Here is a 17,961-nt window from a genome sequence, read left to right as displayed (position 1 = left end):
GACTACGCCTCCACCTCCTGATCCGCCATGCCCGCATCCAGAACGCAGATCGGCACAAACATGACCATTCATCGTCGACGGTTCCTCGCGAGTGTCGGTCTCGGCCTGCCCGCCGCGGGCCTGCTCGCCGCCTGCCAAGCCGACGGGCTCGAAGCCGCCGCCACTTCCTCCTCTTCGGCGCCAGGAGTGATCGTCATCGGCGCAGGCATCAGCGGCCTGGCTGCAGCCCGCCACCTCGTCGACGAAGGCGAGAACGTCCTCGTACTGGAGGCCCGCAACCGTATCGGTGGCCGTATTTGGACGAGCGGCAACTGGCACGGTGCACCGGTCGACCTCGGCGCGTCCTGGATCCACGGCATCGAACAGAACCCCCTCACCGACCTGGCCGCGAAAGCCAAGGCCAAGACAGTCGTGACCGACCTCGGGAGCGCCACCGAGTATCTCTCCGACGGTCATGAAGCCGAAGGGGCTCAGGCCCAAGCCCTGACCCGCTGGCGGGACCGGACCGCCGACGCGCTCGCCCGCTACCAGGACGAACAGGACCGCGACGCAGCCATGCGCAGCGTTGTCGAACGCGCACTGCGCTTCTCCGCGCTGCCCGACGGCGACAAAGCCATGGTCAACAACGCGCTCAACGACTACGAGCACGAATACTCGGGCAGCGTCTCGCAGATGTCCGCCCCCTACTTCGACAGCGACTCCACCCTCAAGGGCGACGATGTCCTCTTCCCCAAGGGATACGGGCAGATCACCGACTACTTGGCCCGCGGCCTCGCCGTCCGCCTCGGCCACCAGGTCGAGAACATCGACTGGAACTCCAGAGGTGTCACCGTCCGCACGAACAAGGGGACCTTCCACGCCGACCAGGTCGTCATCACCCTCCCCCTCGGCGTCCTGCAGAGCGGCACCGTCACCTTCGCCCCCGGCCTTCCCGCAGCCAAGCGCACCGCCATCGACAGCCTCGGCATGGGCGTCCTGAACAAGTGCTACCTGAAGTTCCCGAAACAGTTCTGGCCCGACACCGACTGGCTGAACTACGTGCCCCCCGTCGACAAGTACGGCCAGTGGGCCCAGTGGATCAACGTCACCCGCGCCAACGGCGAGCCGATCCTGCTCGGCTTCAACGCCGCGGACTTCGGCCGCACCATCGAGAGCTGGGACGACGCAAAGATCATCGCCAGCGCCATGCAGACCCTGAAGACCATCTTCGGATCGGGCATCCCCGAACCGGTCGGCCACCAAATCACCCGCTGGGCCTCCGACCCCTACGCCCGAGGCTCCTACTCCTACTACAAAGTCGGCTCCAACCCCGCGATGCGCGACCAGCTCGCCTCCCGTATCGCCGACCGCGTCTACTTCGCAGGCGAGGCGACCAGCCGCAACTCCTCGGCCACCGTTCACGGCGCCTACCTCTCGGGCATCAGGGCCGCCAAGGATGCCCTCAGCTGACAAGACGCCAGGCCGCCGTCCCCGCGGCGGGCCCCGGCGGGGACGGCAGCCAGACCCCCACCATCCGTTCGGCAACAAGACGCGAGGCATCGGGCCTCTCGTGTACCAGCCGTTCCACCACGCCCCCCAGGCCCCTACCCTGCACGATCCAGCCCGGCTTCCCTCCAAGACAACGACCCTTCACCGCAGAGCCTGCTTTGACGCACGGAGCCACCATGAACACCCAGCTGCCCACCGCCCCGCCCCAGGCCTTCCAGCCCCTGGCCCAAGGCGACCCCCGCCAGATCGGCAGCTACCGGCTCTCGGCCCGCCTTGGCGCCGGCGGCATGGGCTTCGTCTATCTGGCACACACCCCAGGCGGACGCCCCGTCGCGCTCAAGGTGATCCGTCCCGAACTGGCCACCGATCCCGGATTCCGCCACCGCTTCGCCCAAGAAGTCGCCAGCGCCCGACGGATCCACGGCCTCTACACAGCACAGGTCATCGACGCCGGCCCCCACGACTCCACACCGTGGCTCGCCACCACCTTCGTATCCGGTCCCTCCCTCCACCAGGTCACCCGCCAACACGGCCCTCTGCCCGAACGCACCGTTCTGCTGCTCCTGGTCGGCATCGCCGAAGCACTCCAAGCCATCCACACCGCCGGCGTGGTCCACCGCGACCTCAAACCCGCCAACGTCCTCATCGCGCCCGACGGCCCCAAAGTCATCGACTTCGGCATAGCCCGAGCAGCCGACGCGATCGCGCTGACTGGTACCGGCCTGCGCATCGGATCACCCGGTTTCATGGCCCCCGAGCAGATCCTCGGCCGACCCGCCACACCCGCCACCGACGTATTCGCCCTCGGCGCCCTCATCGCCCACACGGCCACCGGCAGGGTCCCCTTCGGCGACGGACCCGAACACGCCGCCCTCTATCGAGCTGTTCACGAGCAGCCCGACCTCACCGGCGTATCCAGTGCCCTGCACCACCTGGTCAGCCAGTGCTTGGCCAAAGATCCCGCCGAACGCCCCAGCACCGACTGGCTCATCGAAACAGCACGCAACCAGGCCGCCGCTGACGGCAGACGTCTGAGCTTCACCGACGGCTGGCTTCCCGCACACATCAGCGTCGACATCAGCCGCCACACCGCCCCCACAGACCGGCCTGCGATTGAACTCGGCCTGGCGGGCGCCCTTGCCGGCGCCCCCACTCCACTTCCCGCACCGCCCCAGCCGCCCGCCCCCATCAGGCGCAAACCCCCTGCCCGCCAGGCCAACACCCGTCGCACGGCTTTCCTCGTGGCACTGGCTCTTCTCGGAGGCGGCCTTCTCCTCCATGCCTTCCCCGGAATGTCCGACAGCGCCGAAGACGGGCCCGATGCCACCCTCCCCGCCACCGTGCAGCCCTCCACCGCGAGTGCTCCGATCACACCCTCCACGGGCAGCCCTCACCCCAAATCGAACGACTACACCGCCCAGTACACCGACCGAGAGCTGACCTCGCCGGACTCCGACTACGAAATCGACCTGAGCAGCGGACGGGTCACGCGTGAAACCCCCGACTGGTACCTGGGACGCGAAGCAGGCGAGTTCTACGTCCCCAACGACAGCATCACCTACATCTCGCCCACTGGGGTCCTCACCCTCGCCGACTGCCTCACCGGCCTCGACACCCAGCCCGCATCATCCCTCCCTTTCACCACCCTGCGGACCGACAGCATCTTCTGCATCCGCGCCTACGGCTACCGCGACATCGCCATCGTCCGAATCCTCAACAATGCCTCCGACGACGGACCCATCAAGGTCGCGATCACCCGCTACCGGCGCACCGCATAGACGCAATCGGGGACGGCCGCAACCGGTCCTGCTGACCGGCGATGATGGGCGCGTGTGGGCCGGGCAGGCCGGCTGGAGGCTTCTCCGGGGTGGGGCAGTGATCGAGGTGGGACGGCAGGGCGCGTTCAGTGTGAACAGTGTCGGCGTGGAGCGCCGGCCCTTCCCCTTGAGCTTCAGTGTCCGCGAGGCCGAGGGGCTGTGGCGGGTTTCCGCCGGTGCGGCCCAGGCAGGCGAGTTGGTCGACCTGCTCGTGGCCGTGGCGAACGATGCGGTCGCAGTGGTGTCGCTGGAGCCAACTCCTATCTGGATGAGGACCGGCCCAGGACGTGGCCTCGCCACGGCTCCGGGTGATCATCGCCGGGTCGCAAGGGGACGTCCGGGCGGCGAGGCACACGCCGGGCCGGGCCGAGAGAACGCACCGCCTGCGCCGCGGACGCGTCGAACGCGTGACGGGCGGGATCCACCTCCTCCCAGCCCAGGGAGCGAGAAATCAACTCAACGATCACCGCGCGAGCCTGCCACGCCCACCCGGCGCCCGCTCAAGCGGATTTCCGAACGCCCCAAGTCGATCACCCCCTTTGCATAAAACTGCATAGTTACGTATAGTCATGCCATCGAGGAGGAGGTTCCGATGGTGGTACGTGCAGCAGTGGCCGGGGCGAGCGGGTATGCGGGCGGTGAGGTCCTGCGGCTGCTTCTCGCGCACCCCGAGGTCGAGATCGGGGCCCTCACCGGGAACTCCAACGCCGGGCAGGCCTTCGGCGGCCTGCAGCCGCACCTCAGCCCGCTCGCCGGGCGGACGCTGGAGGCGACCACGCCCGAGGTGCTCGCCGGCCACGACGTCGTCTTCCTCGCGCTGCCCCACGGACAGTCGGCCGCCGTCGCCGCCGAGCTGGGGCCCGATGTCCTCGTCGTCGACATGGGCGCCGACCACCGGCTGAAGGACTCCGCCGACTGGGACGCCTTCTACGGCGCCCCCCACGCCGGCACCTGGCCCTACGGGCTCCCCGAGCTGCCCGGCGGCCGCGCCGCGCTGGAGGGGTCCAAGCGCGTCGCGGTCCCCGGGTGCTTCCCCACCGCCGTCTCCCTCGCGCTGTTCCCCGCCTACGCCGCCCAGCTCGCCGAGCCCGAAGCCGTGATCGTCGCCGCCACCGGCACCTCCGGCGCCGGCAAGGCCCTCAAGACGCACCTCCTCGGCTCCGAGGTCATGGGCTCCGCCAGCCCCTACGGCGTCGGCGGCGGCCACCGCCACACCCCCGAGATGGTGCAGAACCTCAGCCCCGTCGCCGGGCAGCGCGTCTCCGTCTCCTTCACGCCCGTCCTCGCCCCCATGTCCCGCGGCATCCTCGCCACCTGCTCCGCCAAGGCCCTCCCCGGCACCACCGCCGAGACGCTGCGCGCCGCGTACGGGAAGGCGTACGCCGACGAGCCGTTCGTGCAGCTGCTCCCCGAGGGCCAGTGGCCGGCGACCGCCTCCGTCCTCGGCTCCAACACCGTCCAGGTGCAGGTCGCCCTCGACACCGCCGCCGGGCGGATCGTCGCGGTCAGCGCCGTCGACAACCTCACCAAGGGCACCGCCGGCGCCGCTGTCCAGAGCATGAACATCGCCCTCGGCCTCCCCGAGACGCTGGGCCTGCCCCTCACCGGGATCGCCCCCTGAGCCCCCGGCCCCCGGCCCCCTGACCCCCGTACGCCCCGAAGACCGCGCCGGCCCGCCGCGCGCGGACGACGAACCGAAGGAGAGGACGCAGTGAGCGTCACGGCAGCACAGGGATTCACCGCGGCGGGCATCGCCGCGGGAATCAAGGACAACGGAAACCCGGACCTGGCCCTCGTGGTCAACAACGGGCCCCGACTGGCCGCGGCCGGCGTCTTCACCTCCAACCGCGTCAAGGCCGCCCCCGTGCAGTGGTCCGAGCAGGTCCTGCGGGGCGGTGCCGTCAGCGCCGTCGTCCTGAACTCCGGCGGGGCCAACGCCTGCACCGGCCCCAAGGGCTTCCAGGACACCCATGCCACCGCCGAGAAGGCCGCCGAGGCCCTCGGCGGCGAGCACAACGCCGGCGAGGTCGCCGTCGCCTCCACCGGCCTCATCGGCGTCCTGCTCCCCATGGACAAGCTCCTGCCCGGCATCGACACCGCCGTCGCCGCCCTCTCCGCCGACGGCGGCGAGGCCGCCGCCGTCGCCATCAAGACCACCGACACCGTCCACAAGACCGCATCCGTCACCCAGGACGGCTGGACGGTCGGCGGCATGGCCAAGGGCGCCGGCATGCTCGCCCCCGGCCTCGCCACCATGCTCGTCGTCCTCACCACCGACGCCGACCTCGACAGCGCCACCCTCGACCGGGCGCTGCGCGCCGCCACCCGCACCACCTTCGACCGCGTCGACTCCGACGGCTGCATGTCCACCAACGACACCGTGCTGCTGCTCGCCTCCGGAGCCTCCGGCGAGACCCCCGCCTACGAGTCCTTCGCCGAAGCCGTCCGCACCGTCTGCGACGACCTCGCCCGCCAGCTCATCGGCGACGCCGAAGGCGCCTCCAAGGACATCCGCATCGAGGTCGTCGGCGCGGCCGACGAGGACGACGCCGTCGAGGTCGGCCGGTCCATCGCCCGCAACAACCTCCTCAAGTGCGCCATCCACGGCGAGGACCCCAACTGGGGCCGGGTGCTCTCCGCCATCGGCACCACCTCCGCCGCCTTCGACCCGGACCGGCTGAACGTCGCCATCAACGGCGTGTGGGTCTGCAAGAACGGCTCCGTCGGCGAGGACCGCGACCTCGTCTCCATGAAGGACCGCGAAGTCCGCATCACCGCCGACCTCGCCACCGGCGGCGCCTCGGCCGTCATCTGGACCAACGACCTCACCGCCGAGTACGTCCACGAGAACAGCGCGTACTCGTCATGACCCACAACGACAAGGCCGGCCGGCCCGGCACCACCGCCCGCAAGCACACCGCCCTGCCCAAGGCGCAGATCCTCATCGAGGCCCTGCCCTGGCTGACCCGCCACAACGGCAAGGTCGTCGTCATCAAGTTCGGCGGCAACGCCATGGTCGACGACGACCTCAAGGCGGCCTTCGCCCAGGACGTCGTCTTCCTGCGGCACGCCGGCCTGAAGCCCGTCGTCGTGCACGGCGGCGGCCCCCAGATCAACGCCCAGCTCGACAAGCACGGCCTCGTCAGCGAGTTCAAGGCCGGCCTGCGGGTCACCACCCCCGAGGCCATGGACGTCGTCCGCATGGTCCTCGCCGGGCAGGTCCAGCGGGAACTCGTCGGCCTGCTCAACCAGCACGGCCCGCTCGCCGTCGGCCTGACCGGCGAGGACGCCCACACCATCACCGCCACCAAGCACACCCCGCGGATCGACGGCGAAGCCGTCGACATCGGGCGCGTCGGCGAGATCACCGCCATCGACACCGGCGCCATCGAAGCGCTCCTGGCCGACGGCCGCATCCCCGTCATCTCCTCCATCGCACGCAGCGCCGACGACGGGCACGTCTACAACGTCAACGCCGACACCGCGGCCGCCGCTCTCGCCGCCGCCCTCGGCGCGGAGACGCTGATGGTCCTCACCGACGTCGAAGGCCTGTACGCGGACTGGCCGAACAGCGACGAGGTCATCAGCCGGCTCACCGTCGGCGAGCTGGAGAAGCTCCTGCCCGAACTGTCCAGCGGCATGGTCCCCAAGATGGAGGGCTGCCTGCACGCCGTCCGCGGCGGCGTCGGCACCGCACGCGTCATCGACGGGCGGGTCCCGCACTCGATCCTGCTGGAGATCTTCACCGACGAGGGCATCGGCACCATGGTCGTGCCCGACGAACGGGCAGCGCACGCCCAGGGAGGGGAGCAGCAGTGACCGGCAGCAGCAACCAGGAGTACGCCGCCCGCTGGCAGGCCTCGCTCACCGACAACTACGGCCCCCCCGCCGTCGCCCTCGTCCGCGGCTCAGGCGCCCAGGTCTGGGACGCCGACGGCAGGCAGTACACCGACTTCGTCGGCGGCATCGCCGTCAACGCCCTCGGTCACGCCCACCCCGCCGTCGTCGGCGCGGTCACCCGCCAGATCTCCACCCTCGGGCACGTCTCGAACCTCTACGCCTCCGAGCCCGTCCTCGCGCTCGGCGAACGGCTCCTCCAGCTCTTCGGCCGCCCCGGCCGGATTTTCTTCTGCAACTCCGGCGCCGAGGCCATCGAAGCCGCCTTCAAGATCGGCCGGCTGACCGGGCGGACCCGCATGGTCGCCACCGCCGGCGGCTTCCACGGCCGTACCATGGGCGCCCTCGCCCTCACCGGCCAGCCCAAGAAGCAGGACCCCTTCCGGCCGCTGCCCGGCGACGTCACGCACGTCCCGTACGGCGACACCGAAGCCCTCCGCGCCGCCGTCACCGAGGAGACCGCCCTCGTCGTCATCGAACCCGTCCAGGGCGAGAACGGCGTCGTCGTCCCGCCCGCCGGCTACCTCAAGGCCGCCCGCGAGATCACCCGCGCCACCGGCACCCTCCTCGTCCTCGACGAGGTCCAGACCGGCACAGGCCGCTGCGGCCACTGGTTCGCCCACCAGGCCCAGGAAGGCGTCGACCCCGACCTCGTCACACTCGCGAAGGGCCTCGGCGGCGGCCTCCCCATCGGCGCCGTCGCCGCCTTCGGGCCCGCCGCCGACCTCCTCCGACCCGGCCAGCACGGCACCACCTTCGGCGGGAACCCCGTCGCCTGCGCCGCCGGACTCGCCGTCCTCGACACCATCGCCGCCGACGGCCTCCTCGACCGTGTCAAGGCCCGCGGCGAGCAGCTCCGCTCCGGAATCGAAGCCGCCGGCCACCCGCTGGTCTCCCACGTCCGTGGCGAGGGCCTCCTCCTGGGTATCGTGCTGACCGGGCCGTACGCACCGCAGGTGCAGCAGGCGGCCCAGGACGCCGGCTTCCTGGTCAACGCGCCCGCCCCCGACGTCGTACGGCTCATGCCGCCGTACGTGCTCACCGAGGACGAGGCGGACGCGTTCGTCCGGGCCCTGCCCGGCATCCTCGACGCAGCCAACGGGGACGGACGAACCGGGGAATGAGACGACGATGAGCCAGGCGCAGGACAACGACCAGTGGGGCTCCCCCCGGCCGGAGCCCGCGGGGGGCCCGTCCGTCCCGCAGACCCGGACCGCCCGCCACCGCCGGATCGTGGACATCCTCAACCGTCAGCCGGTCCGGTCGCAGAGCCAACTGGCCAAGCTGCTCGCCGACGACGGGCTGAGCGTCACCCAGGCGACGCTCTCCCGCGACCTCGACGAACTCGGCGCCGTGAAGATCCGCAACACCGGTGGCGAGCTGATCTACGCGGTCCCCAGCGAGGGCGGCTTCCGCACCCCGCAGGCCCCGCTCGGCGAGTCGGCCAAGGAGGAGCGCATGCGCCGCCTCTCCGGCGAACTGCTGATCTCGGCGGAGGCCTCCGCGAACCTCGTCGTCCTGCGCACCCCGCCCGGAGCGGCCCAGTTCCTCGCCTCGGCGATCGACCAGGCCGAACTGCACGCCGTCCTCGGCACCATCGCCGGCGACGACACCCTCATGCTGATCAGCCGCGACCCGGCCGGAGGGCAGGCGCTGGCCGACCACATGCTGAAGCTGGCGCAGAAGGAGGGGTGAGGGGCCCGCCGGCCCGCCCTCGGGGCGGGCCGGTCAGTAGCGGGTGACCGCCAGCGCCCCGGACTCCGTACCGATCGCGATGTGGGGGGCGCGGTCCGGGTCCGCCCAGCGCAGGATCGCCCGCATCGCACCCTCCGGCACCGACACGCAACCCGCAGTCGCCCCCTTGCCGTTCACGTGCAGGAAGATGCCCGCACCGCGCCCGCGCACCGGCTCCTCGTAGTTGAAGCCGATCACCATCGCATGCGCGTACTGCTGCCCGTACGCGACCAGGTGCTCCGCCTCGCCCGGCGCACAGTCCGCGGGCAGCGGCTCCACCCAGCGGTTGTAACTGCCCGACGCGTTGTCCTGGCACCACCACGAGGCATCCGTGACCGGCCGGTACGCGAACTCCGTGCCCGCCGGAGCCCGGCGGATCCCGAACGCGTACGGCAGCCCGTACAGGCCCGTCGGCGTGGTGTTCGTGCCCTGCGTGCGGGTCGCGCCCTCCGTCAGCCCGTTGGCACCGAACCGCGCCTCGGCACTGCCCCGCTCGTACCAGCGCCCACCCCACCGGTCCCACCACGTCACCCGCCCCGTGGTGGAGCCGGGCGCGGGCGCCACCGCGGTGATCAGCTGACTGCCGCCCCCCGTGTCGGCGAGCCGCGCGGGCAGCGGTGGAGGCAGGGGCCACGGATGTGCGGGGGAGCCGTGCGCGAGCAGGCCGGAGACGACCAGCGAGCCGGTGACGAGAGCGATACGCAGCAGCACGGGACAGACCGTACGCGGGGGAGGGGGCGCGGGCGGCGCAGGCGGGGCATGCGGCGGGTGAGGTCACCCGGATGCGGGGCCGCCTCCACGCACCCACCCCCGCCCAACCCCTACCCCCGCAGCCACCCCCGCCGCCCGGTGCGGTCTGTCGGCGCCGAGACGCCCGACGCCGCGCGAGCCGCGCGGCGTAGGGCCGGGTCCCAGTCCGAGGTCAGGGACGCCGCCGCCTGCCTCGCGGCCGGGCCGCCCTGGGCCTGGAGCAGCCGGAATGCCGCGCGGCGGGTGTGGAGCGGCTGTTTCGGTGTGCAGCGGGACAGCAGGCGGGCGGTGTCCAGGGCCTCCGCCACCGGGCGGAGGCTGCGGGTGGCTTCGCGGGCCACCGCGGGGGAGGGGTCGTCCAGGAAGGCGAGCAGCGTGGTGCGGTCGGGGTCGGAGCCCAGGCGGCGGAGCCCGGCCACCGCGGCGGCGCGTACCGCGCCGGTCGGGTGGTCGAGGAGGCTCCGCAGGACGGGGGCGTCCTCGGTGCGGCCGACTTCGGCGAGGCCGGCCACCGCGTGCGGGGAACAGCCGGACGGGTCGGCGACCAGGCGGCGGTAGTGGTCGTGCGGGTCGCCGCCGTTCTGGGAGACGAGCCGGCGCGCGCAGGCCCGTACGAGCGGGGAGCGGTCGGCGAGGTGGGACACGCCCTCCGCGGTGCGGCCGGCCCGGCGCAGGGCGGTGACGCCGGCGGCGCGGACGGCCGGGAGCGGGCTGCCGGCGAGGAGGTCCACGGCCGCGTCCCGTACGGCTGCGTCATCCGGACCGCCCGCGCCGTCCTGCTCGCCCGCGCCGTCCCGCCGGCCTTCGCCGTCCGGCCATGCAGCGGCCAAGGCGCAAAGGGCCGCGTCCGTCCACACTGCGGCGTTCGCCGGGTCGCGTTCGGTTGCCGCGAGGCCGGCGAGGTCCCGTACGGTCAGCCGGTCGCGCAGGAGCGGGGTGTCGAGGGTGAGGCGCGTGGCGTGGCGGCGTGTCGGCAGGTCGGCGCTGTCGCGCAGGCGGGCGAGCGCTGTCGGTGGGCGGTCGGCGGGCGGCGCGGGCTCGGGACTCGGGCTGCGCCGGGCGGGGGCGGCAGGCAGCGGGGGGTCCGTGCGGAGGGCGGCTTCGAAGAGGGCGAGCGCCCAGGCGCCCTGGTCGCGCCCGGAGAGCCGCAGGACGAGCGGGGTCAGGGCGACCAGGGTGGCGGCGGGGGCGTCGGCGAGGGTGCGGGCGAGGAGGCGGCGGGCCGGTTCGCGTACGGCGGCGGCCCAGTCGGCGCAGCGGATCACCACGAGTTCGGGCGGGGGCTGCGGCGTGCCGAGGGCGGCTTCGCGGACCCTGCCGTCGGGGTGACACAGGAGCACCTCGACGGGGGGTTCCGGAAGGCGGCGGCCCAGGGACGCGAAGAGGCGTGCGCGGAGGGTGGCTGCGGCGGAGTCGGGGAGGGGGCCGTTGCGGCGGATCTCCTCGTCGAAGGCGATCCAGGCGTCGGGGCCGGCCGACCGCAGCAGGCCGCCGGCGGGCGGGGGCGTGCCCCGCAGCAGTGCGTGGGCGGCTGCGCGCCCCTTCCCGGCCTCCCGGCTGCGTGCGTCCACGTGTGTTCCGTCCCCTCCGCTGCTTCCCTCCCGGCGTCGGGCCGGGCCTGTCCCACTCATGACCGGCCGGTTTCGCGCCGGACCCGTCTCCCCCGAGGAGCCCCCAGCCCGTAGCCCCGTGCCGGAACGCCGACCCTACGCCCCGCCTCACCGCCCCCACACGCGGATGTCCCCCGAAACCGCAGCTCAGCGCCCCGACATCCGCCCTGATTGACGAAACATACGGAGTAGTGCATAGTTATGCCTGTCGTTGAATGCACCGTAAGGAGAAACCCGTGACCGAGCGCGTCGTACTCGCCTACTCGGGCGGCCTGGACACCTCCGTCGCCATCGGTTGGATCGCCGAGGAGACGGGCGCCGAGGTCATCGCCGTCGCCGTGGACGTCGGCCAGGGCGGCGAGGACCTGGACGTCATCCGCAAGCGCGCGCTCGCCTGCGGTGCCGTCGAGGCCGAGGTCGCGGACGCCAAGGACGAGTTCGCCGACGAGTACTGCCTCCCGGCCATCAAGGCGAACGCCCTCTACATGGACCGCTACCCGCTGGTCTCGGCGCTCTCCCGCCCCACCATCGTCAAGCACCTGGTCGCCGCCGCGAAGAAGCACGGCGCCGGCATCGTCGCCCACGGCTGCACCGGCAAGGGCAACGACCAGGTCCGCTTCGAGGCGGGCATCCAGGCCCTCGGCCCCGACCTCAAGTGCATCGCCCCGGTCCGCGACTACGCGATGACCCGGGACAAGGCCATCGCCTTCTGCGAGGCGAAGGACCTGCCGATCGCCACCACCAAGAAGTCCCCGTACTCCATCGACCAGAACGTCTTCGGCCGCGCCGTCGAGACCGGCTTCCTCGAGGACATCTGGAACGCCCCGATCGAGGACATCTACGAGTACACCTCGAACCCGGCCGTCCCGCGGGAGCCCGACGAGGTCGTCATCTCCTTCAAGGAGGGTGTCCCGGTCGCCATCGACGGCAAGCCCGTCACCGTGCTCCAGGCCATCCAGCAGCTCAACGAACGGGCCGGCGCGCAGGGCATCGGCCGGATCGACATGGTCGAGGACCGCCTCGTCGGCATCAAGTCCCGCGAGGTGTACGAGGCGCCGGGCGCGATCGCGCTGATCACCGCCCACCAGGAGCTGGAGAACGTCACCGTCGAGCGCGAACTGGCCCGCTACAAGCGGCAGGTCGAGCAGCGCTGGGGCGAGCTCGTCTACGACGGCCTGTGGTTCTCCCCGCTCAAGCGGGCCCTGGACGGCTTCATCAACGAGGCCAACCAGCACGTCACGGGCGACATTCGGATGACCCTGCACGGCGGCCGGGCCGTCGTCACCGGCCGGAAGTCCGACGAGTCCCTCTACGACTTCAACCTCGCCACCTACGACACCGGCGACACCTTCGACCAGTCCAAGGCCCAGGGCTTCATCGACATCTTCGCCCTCTCCGCGAAGATCGCCGCCAAGCGCGACCTCGCCTGAGGCCCCGCCCGCGGCCCGCAGCACAGTACGCAGCACCCGGACGGCCTCCCCGTACCTCCGCGGCGGGGAGGCCGCCGCACACCAGTCATGCAGCAGTCTTGAGGAGCAGCAGCAGTGAGCAGCAACAACGGTGGCGACGTCCGGCTCTGGGGCGGCCGGTTCGCCGACGGCCCCGCCGAGGCCCTCGCCAAGCTGTCCGCGTCCGTCCACTTCGACTGGCGCCTCGCCCCGTACGACATCGCCGGCTCCCGCGCCCACGCCCGGGTCCTCGCCAAGGCCGGCCTGCTCACCGCGGACGAGCTCGACCGCATGCTGGAGGGACTGGACCGGCTGGAGGCGGACGTCGCCGACGGCTCCTTCACCGGCACCATCGCCGACGAGGACGTGCACACCGCCCTGGAGCGGGGCCTGCTGGAGCGGCTCGGCCCCGAACTCGGCGGCAAGCTGCGCGCCGGCCGGTCCCGCAACGACCAGGTCGCCACCCTCTTCCGGATGTACCTGCGCGACCACGCCCGGATCATCGGCGGGCTGATCGCCGACCTCCAGGACGCGCTGATCGGCCTCGCCGAGGCACACCCGGACGTGGCCATGCCGGGCCGGACCCACCTCCAGCACGCGCAGCCGGTGCTCTTCGCCCACCACGTCCTGGCGCACGTACAGGCGCTGTCCCGGGACGCCGAGCGGCTGCGCCAGTGGGACACGCGGACCGCGGTCTCCCCGTACGGCTCGGGCGCCCTGGCCGGGTCCTCCCTCGGCCTGGACCCGGAGGCGGTCGCCGCCGACCTCGGCTTCGAGCGGGGCTCCGTCGGCAACTCGATCGACGGGACGGCCTCCCGCGACTTCGTCGCCGAGTTCGCGTTCATCACGGCGATGATCGGCGTGAACCTGTCGCGGATCGCGGAGGAGGTCATCATCTGGAACACGAAGGAGTTCTCCTTCGTGACCCTGCACGACGCCTTCTCCACCGGCTCGTCGATCATGCCGCAGAAGAAGAACCCGGACATCGCCGAGCTGGCGCGCGGCAAGTCCGGCCGGCTCATCGGCAACCTGACGGGCCTGCTCGCCACCCTCAAGGCGCTGCCGCTCGCGTACAACCGGGACCTCCAGGAGGACAAGGAGCCCGTCTTCGACTCCTGCGACACGCTGGAGGTGCTGCTGCCCGCCTTCACCGGGATGATGGCCACCCTCACCGTGAACCGGGAGCGCATGGAGGAGCTGGCCCCGGCCGGGTTCTCCCTCGCCACGGACATCGCCGAGTGGCTGGTGAAGCAGGGCGTGCCGTTCCGGGTGGCGCACGAGGTGGCCGGCGAGTGCGTCAAGGAGTGCGAGGCGCTCGGCATCGAGCTCGACGGGCTCACCGACGAGCAGTTCGCGAAGATCTCCGAGCACCTCACCCCGGAGGTGCGGACGGTCCTGAACGTGCCCGGCGCGCTGGCCTCCCGCAACGGCCGCGGCGGCACCGCCCCGTCGGCGGTGGCGCTCCAGCTGACCGAGCTGAAGGCGGACCTGGTCATCCAGCACGCCTGGGCGCAGCACAAGCAGTAGCCGCGGCGGCCCGTCCGCCCGCTGTCGCTCGTCCCACCGCGGCGGCCCACGCGCCGCCGCCCCCGAACCCCGCGGCCCTGCGGCCCGGCACCCCCGTACGCCCCCGGGCGCGGGGCATGCCGGTCCGCACGCCGCGGCACGCCCGGAGGGGCGGCCGGAGCCCGGTGCTCCGGCCGCCCCTCCGTCGCGTTCGCGCGGCCGTGGCTCAGCCCAGCGGGTGGTCCGGCTCGTAGTTGGTCAGGACGCAGCCGTCGACCTGGGCCTTCTCCAGCCGGTACCCGGCCGGGGCGGTGAACCCGGGCGTGCAGTTCAGGTAGAGGAACTGCAGCTGGTACAGGCCGACCCGCGACGAGGGGCTGTTGGTCTCGACCGCGACGTCCTGGCCGACGAGCAGCAGGCTGGTGGTCGCCTTGAGCCGGCCGTCGTCCTTCAGGTCGGCCTGCTGGGCGGCCTTGGCCTTGGCCTGGAGCCTCTTCATGTCGCCGACGGTGTTCAGCCAGCTCAGGTTGTGGGCGCGGCGCTCGCCGGCCGGCTGCCCGCACAGGGCGCGGCCCGTCACGCCCCAGTCCAGCGCGTTGCCCGTGACCACCGGCTGGTAGTCGATCGAGGAGACGGCCACGGTCTCGGGGTCGGTGGAGTAGTTCTTCCCGCAGTCGAGGCTGTTGCCGACGAGCTTGCGCAGCTCGGCGAGGCTGCCGGCGCGGGGGAGGCCGAGGCTGCCGTTCTTCGGCTGGCCGGGCTTGGCCTCCCCGCCGTTGTCCGGGTTCTGCGGGATCTCGGTATTCGGGCTGCCCGAGCCGTCCTCGGCGGCGACGAAGTCGGTGAGGGAGCAGCCCTCGACGAGGGACTTCTCCCGCTTGTACCCCTCGGGCACCCGGCCGCCGGGGTGGCAGACGAGGACGCGCAGGTCGGAGCGGACGAGCTTCACGGACGTCTGCGTGCGGGTCGGGAAGACGACGAAGTCCTTGCCGGCCAGGACCTGGTCGAACAGCCCGTAGTCGCCGTCGCCCGCGGCGATCCTGTCCATGACGTACTTCTTGTAGCCCTCCTGGAAGGCCTTCATGTCCTTCGGGACGGCGATGGCGATCGCGCCCGTCTCGGAGGTGTCGCTGCACACGCCGACCTCGGCCACCGACCACCGGCCCACCTTGGGGAAGTCGCGGGCGGGCAGGCGCGGGTCGCCGGGCTCGGCGCTGAGGTCCTCGCAGGATGCGTACTTCCGCAGCTGCTGCTGCGCCGCGGCGAGGGCGCCCTCCGCGGCGGCGGTGGCGGAGGCGCCGGCACCGGCCGGCGGCGCATTCCGGTCGCCGCCCTCCTTGCAGCCGGCGAGGGCGGTCAGACAGGTGAGGGCGGCGGTCGTGGCGAGGATCCGCTGGATGCGCATGGGTCGCTTTCGTCGGACGTCGGACGTCGGTTGGCGGGGAGCGGCGGGGGTGGCATGGGCATGCTAGGCCTGCAGTCCGTCCGTGATCAAAAACCCCGCTGGTTGGGGTCGGTTCTGGAGGACGGGGTGGAGCAGCGGACTAAAATGAGACATCGACGTCTCATTTGGTGTATCGTTGTCTCATGGCCATGGATCGTGACCAGGTGCTCCGCGCTGCCGCAGCCCTGCTCTCCCGCAAGTCGACCGCCACGATGGACGAGGTCGCCCGCGCCGCAGGTGTCGGCCGGGCGACCCTCCACCGGCACTTCGCCGGGCGCGACGCCCTCGTACGGGCCCTGGAGGACCTCGGCATCCGCGAGTTCGAGCAGGCCCTCGACCGGGCCCGGCTCGGCGAGGACACCGCAGTCGAGGCGCTGCGCCGGCTCGTCGCCGAGAGCGAGGCGAACGCGCAGCTGCTGGCCTTCCTCGTCACCGAGAACCAGCTCTTCGAGGGCGACCAGGTCAACGAGGGCTGGGCCCGGCTCGACGCCCGCGTCAGCGCCCTCTTCCGGCGCGGCCAGGCCGAGGGCGACATCCGCATCGACCTGAGCCCCGCCTGGCTGACCGAGGCGCTGTACGGCCTCATCGGCACCTGCGCCTGGGCCGTCATGGACGGCCGGGTCGCCGCCAAGGACTACCACCACATGATCACCGAGCTGTTGCTCGGCGGAGCACAACGAAAGCGATAGGACATGACCCGCACCGAGCAGCTGAAGCCCCTGAAGGGGGCGGAGGGCACCAGTGGCGGCGGCAGCCGCGGGCGCTGGCTCGCGCTCGCCGTCCTGGTGCTCGCCGTCCTCCTCGTCGCCGTCGACGCCACCGTCCTCGGCCTCGCCACCCCGTCCCTCTCCGAAGACCTGAAGCCGTCCGGCACGCAGCTGCTGTGGATCGGCGACATCTACTCCTTCGTCATCGCCGGCCTGCTCGTCTCCATGGGCTCCCTCGGCGACCGCATCGGGCGCAAGAAGCTGCTCCTGACCGGCGCCACCGCGTTCGGCGCCGTGTCCGTGCTCACCGCCTGCGCCACCAGCCCCGAGATGATGATCCTCGCCCGGGCCCTCCTCGGCGTCGCCGGTGCGACCCTCATGCCGTCCACCCTGGCGCTGATCCGCAACATCTTCACCGACCCGCGCGAGCGCAGCCTCGCCATCGGCATCTGGGGGGCGACCGCCTCCGCGGGCGCCGCCGTCGGGCCCGTCGTCGGCGGGGCGCTGCTCCAGCACTTCTACTGGGGCTCGGTCTTCCTCATCAACCTGCCCGTCATGGCCGTCCTCGTCGTGGTCGGCGCGAAGCTGCTGCCCGAGTCGAAGAACCCGGTCGCCGGCCCCTGGGACCTCCTCAGCGTCGCCCTGTCCCTCGTCGGCGTCATCGGCGTCGTCTACGCCGTCAAGGAAGCCGCCACGCACGGCCCGACCCCCGAGGTCGCCGTGGCCGCACTCGCCGGTGCGGCCGCCCTGTACGCCTTCGTCCGCCGCCAGTTCACCCTGGACGCGCCGCTCCTCGACGTGCGGCTCTTCAAGGACCGCGGCTTCTCCGGCGCGGTCGTCGCCGACCTGCTGACCGTCTTCGGCCTCTCCGGGCTGCTGTTCTTCCTCTCCCAGTTCCTCCAGCTGGTCCAGGGCCGCGAGCCGCTGGAGGCCGGCCTGGCCGAGCTGCCCGCGGCCGTCGGTGCCGTCGCGACCGGCCTCGTGGCCGGCGCCTGGGCCCGCCGCTTCTCGGTGCGGGCCGTGGTGGCGGGCGGGCTCGGCGCCATCGGCCTGGCGCTGGCCGCGCTCACCGCGGTGGAGCGGTCCAGCGGCTACCCGCTGCTCGGGGCGTCCCTGCTGGCCGTCGGCATCGGCGCCGGCTTCTCCTTCACCGTCACCGCCGACGTGATCCTCTCCAGCGTCCCCAAGGAGCAGGCCGGCGCGGCCTCGGCCGTCTCCGAGACCGCGTACGAACTCGGCGCGGCCCTCGGCATCGCCCTCCTCGGCTCCGTCGTCACCGGCGTCTACCAGGGCTTCACCGCCCCCGCGCAGGTCCCGCCAGCCGTCGCGGAAGCGGCGCACGACTCGCTCGGCGGTGCCGTCGAAGCCGCGTCCTCGCTGGACCCGCAGACCGCGCACGCCCTGGTCACCGCCGCGCAGGACACCTTCGTGGAGGGCCTGCGGCTGGCCTCCGGGGTCAGCGCGCTCGTCCTGCTGGCCACCGCCGTCGCCGCATGGTTCCTGCTCAAGGGGCAGAAGCTCCAGGACGGCGCCCCGGCGCACCCCTGACCGCGGCCAAGA

14 protein-coding genes are annotated in these 17,961 nt (G+C 72.3%); 11 read left to right on the top strand and 3 right to left on the bottom strand.

Going from position 1 to position 17,961, the window contains the following annotated elements:
* The first annotated feature begins 60 nt into the window (after nucleotides 1-60).
* The 7 genes from ACZ462_RS13145 (at nucleotide 61) to ACZ462_RS13115 (ending at nucleotide 8,897) form a co-directional block, all read left to right on the top strand.
* Entirely contained in the window at nucleotides 61-1,449 is a 1,389-nt protein-coding gene (locus ACZ462_RS13145) for a flavin monoamine oxidase family protein (RefSeq protein ID WP_467803707.1), read from the top strand.
* A 215-nt stretch (nucleotides 1,450-1,664) separates the two neighbouring features.
* Entirely contained in the window at nucleotides 1,665-3,266 is a 1,602-nt protein-coding gene (locus ACZ462_RS13140; RefSeq protein ID WP_467803708.1) for a serine/threonine-protein kinase, read from the top strand.
* Between the two features lie 631 nt (nucleotides 3,267-3,897).
* The gene (gene argC, locus ACZ462_RS13135) at nucleotides 3,898-4,926 is read left to right on the top strand and encodes an N-acetyl-gamma-glutamyl-phosphate reductase (RefSeq protein WP_467803710.1); all 1,029 of its coding nucleotides are present in this window, start codon (nucleotides 3,898-3,900) and stop codon (nucleotides 4,924-4,926) included.
* A 90-nt stretch (nucleotides 4,927-5,016) separates the two neighbouring features.
* A complete protein-coding gene (argJ, locus tag ACZ462_RS13130) occupies nucleotides 5,017-6,174 on the top strand; it encodes a bifunctional glutamate N-acetyltransferase/amino-acid acetyltransferase ArgJ (RefSeq protein WP_467803711.1) in 1,158 nt (385 codons plus the stop codon).
* Nucleotides 6,171-7,124: an acetylglutamate kinase gene (gene argB, locus ACZ462_RS13125; RefSeq protein WP_467803712.1), complete on the top strand. Its 954-nt coding sequence runs from the start codon at nucleotides 6,171-6,173 to the stop codon at nucleotides 7,122-7,124. Before argJ ends, argB begins: the two co-directional genes overlap by 4 nt.
* The gene (locus ACZ462_RS13120) at nucleotides 7,121-8,326 is read left to right on the top strand and encodes an acetylornithine transaminase (RefSeq protein WP_467803714.1); all 1,206 of its coding nucleotides are present in this window, start codon (nucleotides 7,121-7,123) and stop codon (nucleotides 8,324-8,326) included. Before argB ends, ACZ462_RS13120 begins: the two co-directional genes overlap by 4 nt.
* Before the next feature lie 7 nt (nucleotides 8,327-8,333).
* The gene (locus ACZ462_RS13115) at nucleotides 8,334-8,897 is read left to right on the top strand and encodes an arginine repressor (RefSeq protein ID WP_467803716.1); all 564 of its coding nucleotides are present in this window, start codon (nucleotides 8,334-8,336) and stop codon (nucleotides 8,895-8,897) included.
* A gap of 33 nt (nucleotides 8,898-8,930) precedes the next feature.
* Here the strand turns inward: ACZ462_RS13115 and ACZ462_RS13110 are convergent, their stop codons facing one another.
* Both ACZ462_RS13110 and ACZ462_RS13105 read right to left on the bottom strand, forming a co-directional pair.
* On the bottom strand, nucleotides 8,931-9,641 hold the full coding sequence (locus ACZ462_RS13110; RefSeq protein ID WP_467803936.1) for a L,D-transpeptidase family protein: 711 nt from the start codon (nucleotides 9,639-9,641) through the stop codon (nucleotides 8,931-8,933).
* 116 nt (nucleotides 9,642-9,757) lie between these two features.
* Nucleotides 9,758-11,257 (bottom strand): HEAT repeat domain-containing protein, encoded by a 1,500-nt coding sequence (locus ACZ462_RS13105; protein ID WP_467803717.1) that lies wholly within the window; start codon nucleotides 11,255-11,257, stop codon nucleotides 9,758-9,760.
* 275 nt (nucleotides 11,258-11,532) lie between these two features.
* Here ACZ462_RS13105 and ACZ462_RS13100 point away from each other — a divergent pair, with 275 nt between their 5' ends.
* Nucleotides 11,533-12,726 carry an argininosuccinate synthase gene (locus ACZ462_RS13100; RefSeq protein WP_467803719.1) on the top strand — a complete coding sequence of 398 codons (1,194 nt, stop codon included), beginning with the start codon at nucleotides 11,533-11,535 and terminating at the stop codon, nucleotides 12,724-12,726.
* A 114-nt stretch (nucleotides 12,727-12,840) separates the two neighbouring features.
* Nucleotides 12,841-14,271 carry an argininosuccinate lyase gene (gene argH / locus ACZ462_RS13095; RefSeq protein WP_467803721.1) on the top strand — a complete coding sequence of 477 codons (1,431 nt, stop codon included), beginning with the start codon at nucleotides 12,841-12,843 and terminating at the stop codon, nucleotides 14,269-14,271.
* 205 nt (nucleotides 14,272-14,476) lie between these two features.
* On the opposite strand, the gene ACZ462_RS13090 is transcribed toward argH, so the two are convergent.
* A complete protein-coding gene (locus ACZ462_RS13090) occupies nucleotides 14,477-15,655 on the bottom strand; it encodes a hypothetical protein (protein ID WP_467803723.1) in 1,179 nt (392 codons plus the stop codon).
* Between the two features lie 182 nt (nucleotides 15,656-15,837).
* Between ACZ462_RS13090 and ACZ462_RS13085 the strand changes: the two genes are divergently transcribed.
* Both ACZ462_RS13085 and ACZ462_RS13080 read left to right on the top strand, forming a co-directional pair.
* Entirely contained in the window at nucleotides 15,838-16,383 is a 546-nt protein-coding gene (locus ACZ462_RS13085) for a TetR/AcrR family transcriptional regulator (RefSeq protein WP_467803724.1), read from the top strand.
* A 3-nt stretch (nucleotides 16,384-16,386) separates the two neighbouring features.
* Complete coding sequence (locus ACZ462_RS13080) at nucleotides 16,387-17,949, top strand: MFS transporter (RefSeq protein ID WP_467803725.1); 1,563 nt, start codon at nucleotides 16,387-16,389, stop codon at nucleotides 17,947-17,949.
* The last annotated feature ends 12 nt before the right edge of the window (nucleotides 17,950-17,961 follow it).

It is taken from the genome of Streptomyces sp. NPDC031121 (assembly GCF_055570615.1).
Note: the sequence above shows the minus strand (reverse complement) of the source record. Positions and strands in the feature narration are given on the sequence as shown.

What these genes read in the sequence shown, in the direction of transcription:
- ACZ462_RS13115 (WP_467803716.1), top strand. Translation starts at nt 8,334, where the DNA reads ATGAGCCAGGCGCAGGACAACGACCAGTGGGGCTCCCCCCGGCCGGAG.
- ACZ462_RS13080 (WP_467803725.1), top strand. Translation starts at nt 16,387, where the DNA reads ATGACCCGCACCGAGCAGCTGAAGCCCCTGAAGGGGGCGGAGGGCACC.
- ACZ462_RS13140 (WP_467803708.1), top strand. Translation starts at nt 1,665, where the DNA reads ATGAACACCCAGCTGCCCACCGCCCCGCCCCAGGCCTTCCAGCCCCTG.
- ACZ462_RS13085 (WP_467803724.1), top strand. Translation starts at nt 15,838, where the DNA reads ATGGCCATGGATCGTGACCAGGTGCTCCGCGCTGCCGCAGCCCTGCTC.
- argC (WP_467803710.1), top strand. Translation starts at nt 3,898, where the DNA reads ATGGTGGTACGTGCAGCAGTGGCCGGGGCGAGCGGGTATGCGGGCGGT.
- ACZ462_RS13145 (WP_467803707.1), top strand. Translation starts at nt 61, where the DNA reads ATGACCATTCATCGTCGACGGTTCCTCGCGAGTGTCGGTCTCGGCCTG.
- ACZ462_RS13090 (WP_467803723.1), bottom strand. Translation starts at nt 15,655, where the DNA reads ATGCGCATCCAGCGGATCCTCGCCACGACCGCCGCCCTCACCTGTCTG.
- argB (WP_467803712.1), top strand. Translation starts at nt 6,171, where the DNA reads ATGACCCACAACGACAAGGCCGGCCGGCCCGGCACCACCGCCCGCAAG.